This is a genomic window from Paenibacillus pectinilyticus, assembly GCF_001700435.1.
GTDB classification, from domain to species: Bacteria; Bacillota; Bacilli; order Paenibacillales; family NBRC-103111; genus Paenibacillus_E; species Paenibacillus_E pectinilyticus.
This window is the reverse complement of sequence record NZ_LYPC01000002.1, coordinates 44081-61155: the sequence shown is the minus strand read 5'-3', so window position 1 is coordinate 61155 and position 17075 is coordinate 44081. Positions and strand designations below refer to the sequence as shown.

The 17075-nt window shown below is 44.0% G+C and carries 14 protein-coding genes and 1 other annotated feature; of the genes, 9 read left to right on the top strand and 5 right to left on the bottom strand.

Going from position 1 to position 17075, the window contains the following annotated elements:
• Positions 1 to 63: 63 nt before the first annotated feature.
• A complete protein-coding gene (locus A8709_RS00515; RefSeq protein ID WP_065850264.1) occupies positions 64 to 3210 on the bottom strand; it encodes a transglycosylase domain-containing protein in 3147 nt (1048 codons plus the stop codon).
• A gap of 127 nt (positions 3211 to 3337) precedes the next feature.
• Positions 3338 to 3613 (top strand) — a binding site (T-box leader).
• A 115-nt stretch (positions 3614 to 3728) separates the two neighbouring features.
• Between A8709_RS00515 and tyrS the strand changes: the two genes are divergently transcribed.
• Positions 3729 to 4988: a tyrosine--tRNA ligase gene (gene tyrS / locus A8709_RS00510; protein WP_065850464.1), complete on the top strand. Its 1260-nt coding sequence runs from the start codon at positions 3729 to 3731 to the stop codon at positions 4986 to 4988.
• A 55-nt stretch (positions 4989 to 5043) separates the two neighbouring features.
• Here the strand turns inward: tyrS and rpsD are convergent, their stop codons facing one another.
• The gene (gene rpsD / locus A8709_RS00505; RefSeq protein WP_065850263.1) at positions 5044 to 5643 is read right to left on the bottom strand and encodes a 30S ribosomal protein S4; all 600 of its coding nucleotides are present in this window, start codon (positions 5641 to 5643) and stop codon (positions 5044 to 5046) included.
• 350 nt (positions 5644 to 5993) lie between these two features.
• Between rpsD and A8709_RS00500 the strand changes: the two genes are divergently transcribed.
• The 4 genes from A8709_RS00500 (at position 5994) to A8709_RS00485 (ending at position 9642) form a co-directional block, all read left to right on the top strand.
• Complete coding sequence (locus A8709_RS00500; RefSeq protein WP_065850262.1) at positions 5994 to 7979, top strand: diguanylate cyclase; 1986 nt, start codon at positions 5994 to 5996, stop codon at positions 7977 to 7979.
• A gap of 203 nt (positions 7980 to 8182) precedes the next feature.
• Entirely contained in the window at positions 8183 to 8866 is a 684-nt protein-coding gene (locus tag A8709_RS00495) for a TVP38/TMEM64 family protein (protein WP_244163058.1), read from the top strand.
• A 115-nt stretch (positions 8867 to 8981) separates the two neighbouring features.
• Positions 8982 to 9230, top strand: a complete 249-nt coding sequence (locus A8709_RS00490) for an HPr family phosphocarrier protein (RefSeq protein ID WP_065850261.1) — start codon at positions 8982 to 8984, stop codon at positions 9228 to 9230.
• A gap of 124 nt (positions 9231 to 9354) precedes the next feature.
• The gene (locus A8709_RS00485) at positions 9355 to 9642 is read left to right on the top strand and encodes an Fpa/YlaN family protein (protein WP_056612445.1); all 288 of its coding nucleotides are present in this window, start codon (positions 9355 to 9357) and stop codon (positions 9640 to 9642) included.
• Between the two features lie 38 nt (positions 9643 to 9680).
• Here the strand turns inward: A8709_RS00485 and cax are convergent, their stop codons facing one another.
• Positions 9681 to 10727, bottom strand: a complete 1047-nt coding sequence (gene cax, locus A8709_RS00480; protein WP_065850260.1) for a calcium/proton exchanger — start codon at positions 10725 to 10727, stop codon at positions 9681 to 9683.
• Positions 10728 to 10887: 160 nt separating this feature from the next.
• On the opposite strand from cax, the gene A8709_RS00475 reads away from it, so the two are divergent.
• The gene (locus A8709_RS00475) at positions 10888 to 11265 is read left to right on the top strand and encodes an Asp23/Gls24 family envelope stress response protein (protein ID WP_065850259.1); all 378 of its coding nucleotides are present in this window, start codon (positions 10888 to 10890) and stop codon (positions 11263 to 11265) included.
• Between the two features lie 23 nt (positions 11266 to 11288).
• Here the strand turns inward: A8709_RS00475 and ftsW are convergent, their stop codons facing one another.
• Positions 11289 to 12455 (bottom strand): putative lipid II flippase FtsW, encoded by a 1167-nt coding sequence (gene ftsW / locus A8709_RS00470; RefSeq protein ID WP_065850258.1) that lies wholly within the window; start codon positions 12453 to 12455, stop codon positions 11289 to 11291.
• Positions 12456 to 12468: 13 nt separating this feature from the next.
• Entirely contained in the window at positions 12469 to 12816 is a 348-nt protein-coding gene (locus tag A8709_RS00465; RefSeq protein WP_028558180.1) for a YugN family protein, read from the bottom strand.
• Between the two features lie 204 nt (positions 12817 to 13020).
• Between A8709_RS00465 and A8709_RS00460 the strand changes: the two genes are divergently transcribed.
• The 3 genes from A8709_RS00460 (at position 13021) to A8709_RS00450 (ending at position 16962) form a co-directional block, all read left to right on the top strand.
• Complete coding sequence (locus A8709_RS00460) at positions 13021 to 14193, top strand: M20 family metallopeptidase (RefSeq protein WP_065850257.1); 1173 nt, start codon at positions 13021 to 13023, stop codon at positions 14191 to 14193.
• A gap of 69 nt (positions 14194 to 14262) precedes the next feature.
• Positions 14263 to 14712: a CBS domain-containing protein gene (locus A8709_RS00455; RefSeq protein WP_084224580.1), complete on the top strand. Its 450-nt coding sequence runs from the start codon at positions 14263 to 14265 to the stop codon at positions 14710 to 14712.
• Positions 14713 to 14850: 138 nt separating this feature from the next.
• A complete protein-coding gene (locus tag A8709_RS00450; RefSeq protein WP_065850255.1) occupies positions 14851 to 16962 on the top strand; it encodes a PAS domain S-box protein in 2112 nt (703 codons plus the stop codon).
• Positions 16963 to 17075: the final 113 nt, after the last annotated feature.

The window sequence follows — 17075 nt, the reverse complement described above, 5'->3', positions numbered from 1 at the left end:
TCTTTCATTTGCAAAAGAACCCAGCGGATCCTAGGATCCTGCTGGGTTCTTCCTTCATACATGCTAATGATTAAAAGCAATAGTGGCTGAGAATTTAGACTCACCGGCATCATTAATGGCTGTAATTTTGTAAAAACCATTGTAGGCGGCTGCATAGTAGTGATACTCTGTGCCATTGTCAACGGTGCCTAGTTTCGTGTACGTTCCCTTTTCTTTATCGCTAAAGTAGACCACATACTGTTTGACCTTGTCTTTGGCATCATTGGCTTTCCAAGTAAGTACGAGGGAAGCCTCATCCGTCTTCGCTTTAATACCTGTAGGTGCAGCTGGTGCATCTTTGGAGATTGGTTTACCGTTGTTCGTACCTGATGTTCCTGTCCCCGGTCCTGTTGTTGGCTCTCCTCCCGATGGAGGGAGAGTGGTGTTCGGCAAAGGATTCCCATTGCTGTCCACCCCAGGAATTAACAAGGAATCTAGTGTGCTGCCATCCGTATAAGAGGATCGACTAGGCACCGATTCTTTGCCCGCAACATCAACAGCAGTTACGTAATAACCTGTCAGACCCGCTGTTTGAAGAGGATCAACGAATTTCGCTTCAGCTCCTGCAAGAACCACTTTACCACCCATGAGCTGGAACTTGCCATGGTTATCCGACCGATAAAGACGATAACCTACGATATCCGATTCCGTGTCGGGTTGGAACGTGATCGTTGCAGTGTCGCCTGTTTTGACCGTGACGACGTTGTTCGGTGCAGGTGGCACCTTACCATCATCAACCCGAGGATCGATCTCTGAAGGCGCGTCTACATCGTAATCAGCTGGTTTGTAGAAATCAACCGGCTTTCTACTTTTCTCAGGCAGCTTCTGCATGACGTCATCAATTTCTTTTAATAACTGAGTGATGGATTTTTGCCGTTTGATCACAACTTTTTCTTGGACGAAGTCAGCAGGGGTGCTGTCTTGTGCCATATAGTTCAATCCGTTTAATGAAGAAATTTTCATCTTCACCATGACATTATCCGTTTCCGTAGGTAAATATTTTTTGTTGAAAACATCTGTCACCAGATTATCCGAGCTTGTTGTTAATTCGCTCGGCAGCATGCCGGATAAGCTGGATACCGTTGCAGAAACGATACCATCAGGCTTTGTGAACTTTTTGTTCGGGAACAGCTCTGGCTTTTGTTCGATCGTTTTGTTCATGATGAGTGCCCAAATATCTTTGGCATGGTGTGTTTGTTTGGTTGCTGCTGACAATTTGTTAATCGGTTGATCATAACCAATCCATACGCCTACCGTGACATCAGGGGTAAAGCCCATGAACCAAGCATCCGCATCATCTTGCGTGGAGCCCGTCTTACCAGATATATCGATTTTGCCATACGATTTGAATTTGGTCATGAGATCTGTCGCCGTACCTTGACTGATGACGGTTTTCATCATATCCGTTATCAAGTAAGCGGTTTGCGGCGAGTACACCGTTTGTGGCTTCTGTTCATGTGTATAAATCGTCTTGCCGTTGGAATCTTTAATTTCACGGATTAGGAATGTTTCATTAAAGACGCCATTATTCGGGATGGAAGCATAGGCTCCAGTAAGTTCTTTCACAGAGGTACCTTTGCTTAAACCACCGATAACACCTGTCTGCGCCGTATTGTCTTCTTTGGTTAGAGAGGTAATACCCAGCTTCTTAGCAAAATCCCAAGCCTGATTGATCCCAACTTTGTTGAGGAAGATATCAATGGCAGGAATGTTATAGGATTGATTCAAAGCTTTGCGGGCAGTCATTAAGCCGTGAAACTTATGATCCCAGTTTTCTGGAAGATGGAAGCCTTTTACCCCGTCTTTGAGGATAATGGGAATGTCATCTACAATACTGGCAGGCTGCAAGACACCTTTTTCTAATGCAGGAATGTAGGCGGCAATTGGTTTCATTGTGGAACCTGGTTGCCTGTAAGCTTGCGTTGCATGATTGAGCTGCTCATCGAAAAAGTCGCGGCCTTCTATCATGCCTTTAATCGCACCTGATTTGGAATCGATCATGATCGCGCCCACTTGCTCGATGCCGCCTTTTTTCTCATCCGTTGGGGCAAAATTCTTTGCATTGCTCGAAATTTCGTGCATCGAGTCATAAATCGTTTTGTCAATCGTGGTGTAGATTTGGTAACCGCCGCGAAGCATTTGTGTATGTATGTTTTTGAGCGCGTCATTGTAAGCGGCTTGATTCGTTTTCGGATCTAGTTCAGGTCTTTGAATTTTAAGTAAGATTTCTGCGGCTTCCTGCTCCGTCTCGATCATCAAATACGGATAGGTTGTGTAGGCCTTTTGAGCTGCTGCAGGCATCGATGCTTTCAAATCAAATTTGAGCGCATCTTGATACTGATCGTTCGTTATCTTGTCTTCTTCGAGCATTCGCTTCAGAACAAGCTGCTGTCGCGTTACCGCTTTCTTGTAGCCGTCTTCATCGAAAGAAGGCTTACTTGTAAAGGCGGAGTACTGCGATGGCGATTGTGGTAGACCAGCTAAATACGCTGCTTGTGCGATGTTCAACTTGTTTAAATCGTCGATGTTGAAGATGCCTTTAGCTGCTGCTTTAATCCCATATAGATTGTAGCCTGTTGAGCCATTTCCGTAGGGGATTTTGTTTAAGTAAGCTAGCAGAATTTCATCTTTCGACATAATGCGTTCCATTCGCAGTGCAAGCAGTAATTCTCTTGCTTTACGTCCATCATCCCGATCTAACGTAAGGAATACACGTCTAGCGAGCTGTTGGGTAATGGTACTACCACCGGTTTGGACATCCTCATTAAGAAGCTTCTGAGTGACCGCACGGTAAAGTCCGCGGAAATCGATGCCGCGATGGTTGTAGAAGTCTTTGTCCTCAATGGAGAGTACAGCATCTAACAAAACTTGAGGAATGTCGTCCAGCTTTGCAAGACGTCGATCTTCCTCCGTACGTAATTGTCCGATGACAGAATCATCATTGAAGTAAGCGAAACCTGTAATCGCATTTTCTTGCATTTGTTGGCGAATCGATTCTTCGCTGCGGACTGGATCTTTCTTGACAAGTGCACTTACATATCCGAATGCAGCGGATCCGCCAAGAAGGCCAGCCAGAAAGGCGCAGATGATAGCCCATTTTAAGGTAATCCCTGTTACTTTGAGTGTGGTTATAACCCAAGGTCGATTCCATTTCGCGAAAAAATTGCGCATAAGTTCCAATATCCTCCTTACATGAACCCTAATAGTATACCATATTTGCACCTTTTGCGGTAATGCTGTATGGAGAATGCTGGTCATATTGGTTTGACAAGCAGCCAAAACCTGTGTTATAACTTTTACAAATGCGTAGATGGATCAGCAGTAGGTAGCTTGTGGATGCTTTCAGAGAGCCGGTGGAGGGTGCGAACCGGTACCTGCAGGTTAGTGAATTACGGTCTTGAGCAGCGAATGGGAACCTGCAGGAATTGCCTGCACAAGTAGTGTTTGCCGAGTAAACCCCGTTATAGGTTCTTGAGTGAAAATAGCACGCCGTGTCTATAACGTTGGTTATAGATGTACGTAACGGCTGTTTTAATTAGGGTGGTACCGCGAGTCAAGTCTTCTCGTCCCTTTGTGGATAAGAAGGCTTTTTTGTATGTAAAAAAAGACATACACCTGCGCAAAGTGGGGCTCTGTAGCTGCATTTCACTCATTTTATGACCTAATTTGGATAGGAGATGTTGATGAACATGGATATTTTGAAGGATTTAGAGTTTCGCGGGTTGCTGCATCAGATTACGGACAGAGAAGGTTTGGATAAAAAACTGAATGAAGAGCGCGTGGTCCTTTATTGCGGCTTTGATCCGACGGCAGACAGCTTGCATATCGGCAGTTTACTGCCTATTTTAACCTTGAGACGCTTTCAGTTAGCTGGTCATATTCCATTGGCTTTAGTTGGCGGTGGAACTGGGTTAATCGGTGATCCGAGCGGCAAAGCGAATGAGCGAACATTGAACGGGCCTGAGGTTGTGGAAGCATGGTCCCAAAGTATTAAAAACCAATTATCCCGTTTCCTTGATTTCTCAACTGAGATTGAGAATGGTGCTGAGCTAGTCAACAATTACGACTGGTTAGGTTCCCTGAATGTCATCGAGTTTCTACGTGATGTAGGTAAAAACTTTACAGTTAACTACATGTTGGCCAAAGATTCTGTGGATTCTCGTATCACGAAAGGGATATCGTTCACGGAATTCAGTTACATGATTTTACAATCGTACGATTTCTTGAAGCTAAATGAGATGAAGTACTGCTCCGTGCAAATTGGTGGAAGTGATCAATGGGGGAATATTACAGCAGGTCTTGAGTTGATTGGCAAATCGACGGATCGTCGTGCATTTGGGGTAACGTTACCGTTGGTAACGAAGAGTGATGGTCAGAAGTTCGGCAAAACAGAAGGCGGAGCGATTTGGTTGGATGCGAACAAAACATCCCCATACCAATTCTACCAATTCTGGTTAGGGACTGCGGATAATGATGTCATTCGTTTCTTGAAATATTTCACTTTTGAATCGCAAGAGGAAATTGAACGTCTCGAAGCGGAAGTACAGAATGAGCCAGGGAAAAGAGAAGCACAGAAAGTCTTAGCTCGTGAAGTAACGAAGTTAGTGCACGGGGGAGAAGCCTTGGAGAGTGCGCTTAACATTACTGCTGCCTTATTTAGTGGCGATATTCAATCGCTGTCACGCGCAGAAATCGAGGAAGCCTTCAAGGATGTGCCTTCGACGACATTAGCTGAAGACGATGTAGCCCTTATTGATCTATTGATTTCTGTCGGCGCAGCGCCTTCCAAACGTCAGGCTAGACAAGACATCGAAAGCGGAGCGGTTACGGTGAATGGTGTTAAGGTAACCGATCTAGAAGCGACAACGAATCAATTGGGTAGATTAGGCGATTCCTACCTTATTATTCGCCGCGGCAAAAAGAACTACTTCCTCGTTCAATTTGCTTAAACGATATTGGAACAAAATAACCCCCTTAGGGAAATCCCTAAGGGGGTTGCTTTTATTAACGGCTGTAGAACTCGACGATTTGTTTTTCGTCAATTTCTTGTGGAAGCTCGGAACGTTCTGGTAAACGGATGTATTTACCTTCTACGCTTGCGTCGTTAAACTCAAGGTAAGTTGGAAGGTAGTTACGGTTAGCAAGAGCTTCTTTCACAGTGGAAAGGCCTTTGCTTCTTTCACGAAGTGAAATCACATCACCAGTGGAAACGATGTAAGAAGCGATATCAACTTTTTTGCCGTTCACTGTTACGTGACCGTGAGCAACTAGTTGACGTGCGCCTGCACGGGAGTTGGAAAGACCAAGACGGTAAACCAAGTTGTCAAGGCGGCTTTCAAGCAAGACCATGAAGTTCTCACCGGAGATACCTTTAAGTTTGGAAGCCTTGTCGAACAAGTTGCGGAATTGTTTTTCGTTCAAACCGTACATATGACGAAGCTTTTGCTTCTCATTTAATTGTACACCGTAACCGCTCATTTTCTTGCGTTGTCCTGGGCCGTGTTGACCTGGAGGGAATGGGCGTTTCAAGTCTTTACCGTTACCGCTCAAGGAAATACCAACACGACGGCTTAATTTAAACTTAGGTCCTGTATAACGTGACATTAGGAAAAACTCCTTCTCATGACAATTAGTTTAGTAAATAGCATCTAGATGTCAGGGTGAAGCAAGTGCCCGATTTTGCTAGCGAATCATAATGTGATTCCCTGTCAAGAGTAGTTCAGCCGCTGTCTTGGCAGGAGCAAAAGCAGTGAGGGTGATCACAAATGGCATTCACCGAAATCATGGTGTTACTCGACTTCTAATTTTATTAAAAACTAGGGCAAGTGTCAAGTCTCTCTCAGCCGCAAACAGAGGAAAAATTCGTGCAAAGGGCGTGAAAAAATAGTATGATAGAATAGATTAATAATTAATTTGGTACTTCAGGACTATTGTTAGAAAGTGAAGGAGAGCCTATGAGTGAACTTCGCAGTATACAAAAGCATAGTCGCGCAGAACACTTTGACGTGTTTCTTCGGCAAGGATTTATACTTTCTGACAAGCTTTCTGACAAGGGTTCACAATTGAACCTTTTTTTACACGATACCTTTGAAAACTGGAATGAGCAATTTGGTTCTTACATGCTTCCGCCACGAACGGCGCTGTTATGCCTGGATGAGCACTTGAGTGTAGTCCAATCTTGTTGGAAACAGACGCCTGTGATCGAAGATCTCCTGCAATCAGGTGTTTCCTGGACGGTTGATGTCCTAGGTGACAATCCATTTGTTCGCTGTAGGAATGAAGGCCATTCACAGTTATTGACAGGTGATCAATTTAAGGTTGCAGCAATATCCACATTTCACGCGGGAGCTGCACCAGTTTTGGATCGTCAAGGTAATACGTTATTTTATTTGGGACTATTTACCCAATCTCACTTAAATATGGAAGAATTAGCGCAATTATTATATAGTCTTTCACTTTCTTTTCAAAGTTCCATCCTTTTAGCCCAAGAACGCAGGAAGTTAGAGCAAATAGATAATCTTCACCAAGTAAAGGAAATCGCATATAAGAAGCAGGATATCCTATTCGAGGCTTCCAAGAAGCTTCATGCCAAAATCGATGTGCATGCTGTCTTGACTGAGGTTATTGATTGCATGGGTCGTGTATATCCCAAGATGCGAGTAGATTTGTTGCTCTCGCAGGATAATGATTCTACCAATCTAGCCGTAAAGCCGTTGAATTTTCAACGAACAGAATCGGATATTCGCACACGGGCATTTATGGAAGGTCAAGTTATTTTTGAGCCATCAACCACCGAAAGCGGCTCCAGTGTAGGTTACATCGCGGCCCCTTTATCAGGAAAACAGGGCGTATATGGTGTTCTCTACATGGAATCTACCGATGAACTTATCGAAGAATCCGATCTGCAATTTATCTCGTCGCTAGCGGATTCTGCGGGCACTGCTTTCGAGAATGCCAAATTATATGAACAATCGAATCTCATGATTAATGAGCTGCGTTTGATCAATGAAATCACCAAACAACTTAATCAAAGTTTGCGTTTAAATGAGATTTTCAATTCAGCCGCTAGTGAAATTTTGAGTATTTTTGGTGCGGATTACAGTTGTATTCTGCAAAGCGCCAAGGATAGTGATCAATTAATTGTCCAGGCGACGAATTTACCTGCCATGTTTCATGAAACGGTTACGCTTGACCAAGGATTTTCTGGTCTCATATATACGTCGAAGGAACCGATTATTATTTCCGATTATTGGAGTAATGATAAAGTGAACTCGAGCTTAATGCAAAGAACGAATTCGCGGTCATTGATTGGTTCGCCGATCCTCGTGAATGGCAATGTTGAAGGCGTTATCCTAATCGTGCATCGATTGCCGAATTTTTTCTCCTATGATAACTACAAACTTTTGCAGGTGCTATCAAGCCATATAGGGCTGGCCATGACGAATGCCTCTCTACATGCTGAAGTCAAGCGGATGGTCATTACCGACAATTTAACGGGGCTGTATGCACGTCATTATCTGGATGAACAAGCCAATCTGATGCAGAAAAAAGACTTCTGTGGTTCCCTTATTGTTGTTGATGTGGATAATTTTAAGAAAGTCAATGATACGTATGGTCATCAAATTGGTGATAAGGTTCTCATTCAGGTTAGTCAAATTATTAAGTCCTGCATTAGAGATAGTGATATCGCGGCTAGATGGGGCGGTGAGGAGCTTGCCGTTTATTTACCTCAAGTCTCCAAAGAGCAGACCATTCGGATTGCTGAACGTATTCGTAGACGTGTCTTAGAGGAGACAAGTCCTCAAGTCACCGTCTCGTGTGGTGTATCAGATTGGAATTGGGAAGAGGATAAGATCAGTGTGGAAGCCCTTTTCTATCGGGCAGATATGGCGCTCTATCAGGCTAAACACAACGGTCGGAATCAGATTCAAGTCGGTTGACGAAGCGCGAGTGCTTGTCTAAGGACAAGTACTTTTTTTATTCATAAAAGTCATAGAAATAGAGAAAACTGAAGGTAGCATGAAGGTTGATTTTCGTCGGATCGAAGAGAGCGAAATCGTAGAATTGTGATCACCAGTTTTCTCTTCCTGAACTTCTTGTAACATGTTACAATGAGTTTGGTCTAGGGGAGGATGGTCGAATTTTGTCGGCATTGAAAAGTAAACGTACAGGACTTCTTATTTTTATTTGCATTATGGTCATTGGTTTGGTTTATTTCTTTTTCTTTAACCACGTAGGCATTAAGCTCGCACATAGTAATATGCGGCAATTGTCTTGGCATCTTAGGGAAATTGGTTGGCCTGGTAAAGTCATTGGAATGGCCTTGATATTCTGCCAAACGTTTTTTCCGTTCATTCCGTTCGTCGTTGTAGCGGGTACTAACGTTGCTATATTTGGAATTAAAATGGGATTTGTTGTGAACTATGTGATGTCATGTTTAGGGGCGATTTCGTCTTTTTATTTTGCTCGATATTATGGACATGCTTGGGTCGAAAAGAAATTAGACCGTTTTCCATTAGTTACACAGTTCAGTAAACGTATGGAACAGCATGGCTTCTTATATGTATTGATTGGACGTCTGATTCCAATATTGCCTTCTTCGGCGATTAATTTCTCTGCGGGACTTACTCGCATGAAATTCAGACAGTTTTTCTGGGGAACGATTCTGGGCAAATTTCCGATTGTATTCCTGGAATCGATGATTGCACACGATTTATTTCATTTCCAGCGGTACAAAGGAAGATTGCTTTTATTATTAGGGATCCTAGTTGTTTTATTGTTTCTAGGAAATAGCGTAAAGAGAGCGCTTGCGCCGAAGGCGAAATAAAGGGCTTTCATGGAGAATGCAGGAAATTTTCTAGTTGCTTTCCATTACGTTTCCAAGTTATCATAGAGGGAGCAAGACGACCAATTCAGATGCGACTATAATGGAGGAATGAAATATGCCAAGTGCTAATAATGCCGCAATTGTTGAGATTTCCCAAACCGCTAACAAATTCAGATCATCCATCGTTCTTCAATATGACAATAAGTATATCGATGTAAAGAGTATTCTTGGATTGTTCACGACGTTGTTGAGCTCCAGCAACTATGATTTACATGTTCATGGTCCAGATGCAGAAGAAGCTAAAGCGGCTATGGCTGAAGTATTCGCGAAGCACAGTTTGGGCGTTAATGTCGTTCAAGAATAGATTTATGTGAAGAAGAAGGTATTCTCAGAATCTCTGAGGGTACCTTCTCTTGTATATTACGGCAATTTCGCTTAATATAGATCATATAAGGACGGATGACTTTGCGTATAGGGGGAAGTTGGGAATGTCTTCATCTGATCTACTGTTAGACATGAATCAAAAAGCGCTTAATCTTCTCCAAGAAGATGCAGATAAAATCGAAAAGCTGATCGAAGTACAGATGGAGAATTTGACGACACGTCAATGTCCGCTATACGAAGAGGTATTAGATACGCAAATGTACGGACTATCGCGGGAAATTGATTTTGCCATTCGAGCGGGACTGATCTCCGAATTGCCAGGCAAACAAATTCTCAATAAGCTTGAACGTAATCTTGCGCAGCTGTATGAAGCGTTGAACAACAAAAAGTAACCCCGAGGGGTTACTTTTTTTGTTGTGGTTGTATGTACTTAAACGAGGAAGAAAACGACACCGAGAATGACGTAAACGAACATTAGCAGAAGACCTTCATACCAGTTCGTTGAACCATCTTGTGTGATGGACTTCGTAATGAAGACCGCTACACCAATCGCTGCGATTTCATATTTGGTGAAAACAATGTTCATCGGCGTTCCACTAACGAAAAAGCTGAGGATAATCAGCACCGGAGCTACGAATAAAGCGATTTGCAAGGAGCTGCCCACTGCGATTTCAACCGCTGCTCCCATCTTATTTTTCATAGCCATCATGACAGCTGCGCTATGCTCTGCTGCATTACCAATGATCGCGATCAGGAATGCACCGACGAAGAGTTCAGAGAGCCCGAATTTGTGAGTGACTTCTTCCAGCGTTCCCACAAGCCATTCACTCGTAAAGGCAACCATAACCGTGGCTACAAAGAGAAAGAGGATGGAGGTGCCTTTGGACCAAGCAGCTTCACCGTGTTCGATGGCTTCATCGGAGAGCACACTCTTGTGTGTCACCATGGAGAAGAACAGCCAGAGAAGATAGGCTATGATTAAAATAATCGCCACAATCAAACTCATGGAGGATGTTTCCTTGGTGGTTAAGCCCCCTGCGAAGATCGCAGGTATGAACAGCGCTACAACACCTAGAATCATCAGAGAAGAGTTATGGGAGGCGAGCTTGATATTAAAGGATTGTTCTTTGAATTTGAGCCCGCCTGTAAATATACTCAGTCCAAGAACGAGAAGCAGGTTTCCGATAATGGCACCTGTAAGGCTCGCTTTAACGACATCGTAGAGGCCATCACGCACTAAAAAGAAGGCGATAATGAGCTCGGCTGCATTTCCGAAAGTGGCATTGAGGAAGCCGCCCATACGCTCACCTGCATAATGAGCCACACTTTCTGTGGCTTTTCCTAAGAACCCAGCTACGAAAACGATCGCTGCACATGCGATAATGAATTGTGCTGTTGCATTCAGATGCATGTAATGCGCGACACCGGCTGCAATGAATGAAACCAGTAAACCAACGTAAAACAATTTTCCTTTCAATGGAAACCCTCCGACTCTATATATTGGAACTTTTTAACTTCTTTTAATATACCTAGTTTGGATGCTAATGTAAATTAAAATGGATATGGACAGGGAGTTCTTGCTTTACGCATTTGTTCTTATTACAATAGATTTATACCAAGTTTAGGGAGTGATCCGTATGTCCGAAGACATTCAAACCGGCTTAATTCGTATTTCTGATGATGTAGTATCGACAATCGCAGGGCTAGCGGCCTTGGAAACAGCAGGCATAGCTGGGATGTCAGGCGGTATCTCAGAGGGCTTGGCTAAGCGCCTGAGTGGTAAGAACGTGCAACGCGGCGTCTCGGTTGAGGTTGGACAAGTTGAGGCAGCGATCGATTTGCGAGTAATCGTTAAATACGGTTCCCGTATCCAGGATGTCTGCAGAGATCTCCAAGAGAACGTACGGGAAGCTGTTGAAAATATGACGGGCTTAACGGTAGTCGAAGTGAATGTGAAAGTAGAAGGTGTCGCATTTACAGAGGAAGAAACCGAAGAACAGTTGCGTGTGAAATAAGAAAAGACCCCATCGACGTACAATTAAGTCGATAAGGGTCTTTTTTTCTGTGCTTTTTGTTTGGATGGGGCTTCTTTATGGGATTGCTCGCGCGAAATACCGAGAATAATTCCCATACTGGCTAGGGAAACCATCATAGATGAACCGCCTGCCGAGATGAAAGGCAGTGTTACGCCCGTAAGTGGAATGGTCCCTGTGACACCGCCGATATTAATAAAGGCTTGGATGGCGAACATGACCATAATCCCTACGCCGGATAACATGCCAAACATGTCGGGGCAACGGACTGCAATCAGAATACCCCGCCAAATGAATAGGAGATAAACGAGCAGGAACAAGGAGCTGCCAATGAAGCCTAGTTCTTCGCCAATAATGGCAAAAATAAAATCATTATGTGCCTCTGGTAAGTAGTGCAGCTTCTGAATACCTTGTCCAAATCCTGCGCCTGTCAAGCCGCCATGACCAAAGGCGTACAAGGATTGCACAACTTGCAAGCCTGAGCCTTGCGGATCCGCGAAAGGATCCATGAACGAAGTTAATCGGCTGACCCGATAAGAGCTAGTATCCCCTAATAATAAATAGAGTAAAACCCCGATACCGACAACGACAGCAAGAATGATGCCGAGATAAAAGATATGCTTGAGGTTGGACCCTCCGACCACAATGACAATGGCTGAGCATGCTACGAGTATCATACAGGAACCAAAATCAGGCTGGAGCAGGATCAACCCGCAAACGAATCCTACGATGACGATGGCAGGGAGAAGCCCCTTGCGGAAGCTTCTGAATTTCTCTTCTTTATTGCTGATGAGAGAAGATAAATAGAGAATAACAATCAATTTAGCAAACTCAGTTGGCTGAATTCCGTATTTCCCAAGTGAGTACCAGCTGCTCGCACCATTGGCCTTACTTGTGAAGATAACGAAGATCAAGCCTAACACAATAAAGAAGAAAGCGGGAATAACGAGCTTCTTGATCTTCGTGTAGTGAACATTCATGCCGAAGAGCATGAAGACCGTACCGATTCCAACCGCGAATAACTGTTTCTTGGTAAAAAACCAAGGATCCCCCCACCGGTAAGCGCTTGTCATCGAGCTTGCACTGAATACCATGAGCAAACCAAAGCAGACCAGTACAAAGGTTAATAAGAGCAGCAGAAAATCCGGCGTTCCTCTGCGAGGGGGATTCATGCTGATCCCGCGCCTAGTCTGCTAATAATTGTTGCAGTTGATCTAATTTTTGTTTGGAGATTTTGAGCACGTTCTCAGGAATTGGGGAGTTGTAATCTAATCCATGAGGGAACGTTTCTTTACCTATGTATGCTTCTTCGAGGTATAGCACGGCATATGGAGATTCTAGCTTGCCTGTTTCTACACGGGCATTCACACGTAAGAAATAAACAGCCTTACTTGCTTTATCTTCCATTTTAAAATCGTAAGTAGCACGTGTGTATTCCCACTGCCAGCGAACAAAACCAAGTTTAGTTGTTACTTCGTCTAGGTGAGCCAAATCACTTTTGAGACCTGTTAAGCCAGTTGCTTCAATAATCAATTCTAACGCCTCCATATTGTACGTATGCATTCTTTTCTCATGATAGTATGTTTCTTATGGTTCTGCAAGTCGATTGCCCTGTGTAAATTCTAATATTTGATGGCACTTTAAAGATGAAACGAAGTCTAATATTTGATAGAATAGGTTCCAAGACATCAATTTATAGAAATGTAAGGGTTAGAGAATAGGAGGTGGATGTGCCAGATGAATCATTTTCAAGAAGATCTCCAAGCTATATTTGAGGAAATGGTAGGTTGGAGACGCTATTTACATCAAAATCCAGAGCTTTCTTATCATGAATATCAGACAGCAGAATTTGTTGCGAATCACCTGCGAAGTTGGGATATTGAAGTGCGCACAGGCGTTGGCGGAAATGGTGTTGTCGGATTCCTCCGCGGCGGCGGTGAGGGGCCTACGGTTGCCCTTCGTGCAGATATGGACGCGCTCCCTATTCAAGATGAGAAGAAGAGTTGTGCATATGCATCAACGAAGGACGGGATTATGCATGCGTGCGGGCATGATGCACATACATCCACCTTGCTCGGAATTGCGAAAGTAGCCAGCCAACATCGAGCGGAGCTGAAAGGTAATTTGGTCTTTCTGTTCCAGCACGCTGAAGAGATTTCTCCTGGCGGCGCTGACTCGATGATTAAAGCGGGAGCGCTTGATGGCGTCGATGCCGTGTTCGGCGTTCACTTATGGACACCATTCCCGGTAGGCCATGTGTATACACGCGCAGGAGCTTTCATGGCGGCGCCAGATGAGTTTACGATCCGTATCCAAGGTAAAGGTGGACATGGCGGCTTACCTCACCAAACGATTGATAGTGTGTACGTAGCTTCCCAAGTGGTCGTGAATTTGCAGTCCATTGTCAGCCGGCAAGTAGACCCAGTTGAACCTTGTGTCGTGAGTATCGGCTCGTTTCATGGCGGATCTAGCTTCAATGTCATTGCAGAATCTAGTGTGCTGAACGGGACTGTTCGTACGTTTAATCCAGAGCTAAGACAAGATGTGAAAGCGCGGATTGAACGAATCGTAGAAGCCACGGCAGAGATGTCACAGGCAACATTTGAGCTGAATTACAAGTTTGGGTATCCAACCGTGATTAATGACGCGGGCGAAGCGGAACGTTTCTATAAAGTCGGTTCAGCGTTGTTCGGAGCAGAGTCCGTGCACGAGTCTCCCCTTATTATGGCCGGAGAAGACTTTTCCTATTATTTGCAAGAACGTCCAGGCTGCTTCATGTTTGTGGGTGCTGGCAATGTGGAGAATGGCATTATCTATCCGCATCACCATCCGAAATTCGATATTGATGAGAGATCCATGCTGAACGCAGCGAAATTATTAATAGGGATGGCTTTGGATTATATGGCATGAATGCCGTCGCTTCTTTGGAGAATGCTAGTGTAGCAATTATTTGTTGCACAGAGTAGAAAACCAAGGAGGATGATGAGAGTGGCCGATCATAAAGTGAAGGACATCATGAGTAAAGACTGCGTGACCGTTACCTTGCTGGATAACGTGTTCGAGATTGCGCTGAAAATGAAGGAACACAATATTGGTTTCGTTGCTGTTATGGATGGAAAGAAGTTCATCGGCGGTGTAACAGACCGAGATCTTGTTATTCGCGGCTACGCGGAAAAACACTCGGGGTCTACGGCTGTCGAGACTGTCATGACGCGCAATATGACGACCATAGATCCGAATACGTCTGTTGATGAGGCTGCTAGAATTATGGCTAGTCATCAAATAAGACGATTGCCCGTTATAGACAACGGTGAGCTTGTAGGTATTGTAGCGATTGGCGATTTAGCGATACGTGGCGGCTTTGAATCGGAAGCTGGCGAGGCGCTAAGCCAGATTTCGCAAGGAAAGTCGCTGGTAGGCAGCCACTAGTCTACGGATTGAAATAAACAAGCAGCTACTCCTATTTATGGGGTGGCTGCTATTTATTTGCCAAAAATTCCTTTACGAGCTGCCTCGATGTAAGCGATAATGATAGCGAAATGGGTGAAGGGGGATCGTATAAAAAAGATGAACATGTTTGAAGAGAACGCTTCCATTGGTTTTATCATTCTAGATTCAAACTGGCATTTTATATACGCAAACGAATGCGGGGCAAGCATGTTGAATCGGTCACCTGAAGAACTTCTTGGCAAAATGGCGTGGGCCGAGTTTCCCAATGCCATTCGTCATGCCTGCTATAGTCACTTTCACCAGGCTCGAAGAGAGCGTAAGGAAATGGCATTTAAAGAGTATGTGAAGCCTTCCAATCAATGGATACACGTCAATGTGTATCCTGTTGCGGATCATTTACATATCGTAATTCGTAAAATTGAAATGCTCGAGAAGCATATCGCCATTGAGAATGAGATGTTTAAAAAGTATACAGCGTATGTACAAGATCTCATTACATTAACAACGGAGGATGGCATTCTGTTATTTGTATCCCCCTCTATTAAACAACTTCTAGGTTATGAACAGAATGAGATGTATGGTTCCAGTGTTTTGGCTTTTTGCCATCCGGAGGATATTGATCTCCTTACCAGGATTTTTAAGGATGATCATGTGTATGGAGCAAATAACCATGGCATAATAACATGTCGATTTCTTCATAAGAGGGGTTGGTATGTGTGGTTTGAGAACAATTTCAAGTGGTTATTAAATGAAGAAGGAAAACGGAGTCAGAAATTAGGGATTTGGCGAGATATCTCAGCCCGTAAAATCGTGGAAGAGCGTTTTGTTCAAGCGCAGCGGTTGGGGCAATTCGGTAGTTTTGAAAGAAATTTGAATGAACAGACGATCATGTGGTCAGATGAAATGTTTCGGATTCATGCGCTCAAAGCGGCAAATGTCATTCATGTAAGCGAAGCCATTGCCTTTATCCTGCCTGATGATCGTGAGAAAGTGGGCCTTTCTATTCAAGAAGCTATTCAACTTGGCCAATCAGATGTGGAATACAGAATTGTACGTCAAGACGGTGAAATTCGGTATTTGCGTTCCCAAATCGAACGGGTTTTCTTAGATGGGGGAAGCAGGGCTGTTCGCGGACTAGTCCATGATATTACGGAATATAAGATAATTGAAGCTGAGCTCATTCAAAGTAAAGCTAAATTAGAAATTGCTCAAGAAATTGCAGGCTTGGGACATTATGAGTGGGATGTTATTTCGAATTCGGTGTATCTATCTGACGAGTTAATTTCGTTGTTTGGCTGCCAAGTGGATATTTCCACCATCCAGAGGCTTCCTTTGGAGGCTCTCTTGGACAACATCCACCCTGAAGATATCTCCACTATGAAATTGGCTTTAAAAGACGCTCTCCAACACGGATCATTAGACCTTGTTTACAGGATTGTCGTGGGTGGAAATATACGGATTCTGCATACCTTAGCAAGAACCTCATATGACGAATGGGGAAGAGCTCTATGTTTATTCGGGACGGTTCAGGACATTACGATTCAGAGGCAGACGGAGGAACTTCTTCGCAAAACTGAAAAGTTGAATGTAGCTGGACAATTAGCTGCTGGGATCGCGCATGAAATTCGAAATCCATTGACAGCATTGAAGGGCTTTACCAAATTAATGTGCAACGCGAATGACGAAAGTAAGCTGCGCTACTATCACATTATGCAAGAAGAGTTTAATCGGATTGAATTGATTCTAGGTGAACTGCTCATTTTGGCAAAGCCGCAAGCTGTCGCCTACATGCCCTACGATACCTTGTTAATTCTGAACGAAGTGATTCAACTGCTGAATACAGAAGCAATTATGAATAACGTGGAAATTGAGCTTGTCGCGAATTCGATTCTTCCACTGGTCAAATGCGAGCGAAATCAGTTGAAGCAAGTTTTTGTCAATGTGATCAAAAATGCGGTAGAAGCCATGCCGACTGGCGGCAGCTTAACGATTACAGCAGGTCGTCATAACAGCGGCGTCGAGCTGGCATTTGTGGATCAAGGGCAGGGGATTTCGGAGGAGCGGCTGCCGCGCATTGGGGAACCTTTTTATACAACGAAGGAAAAAGGTACCGGTCTTGGCATGATGGTGAGCTTCGCGATTATGGAGGAGCACCATGGACGTATTCATTATCAAAGTACGGTAGGTGTAGGAACAACGGTAACGATTCATTTACCTGCCTATACATAGCCAAGATCGCATTCGTGGCAAGTAACTGTCAAAGTTCGCAATAAGGTAGTCAATCTGCGACAAGATGCCTCCACTTAAATGTGCTAAAGTGAAAACGAGCTTACAAATTGTGA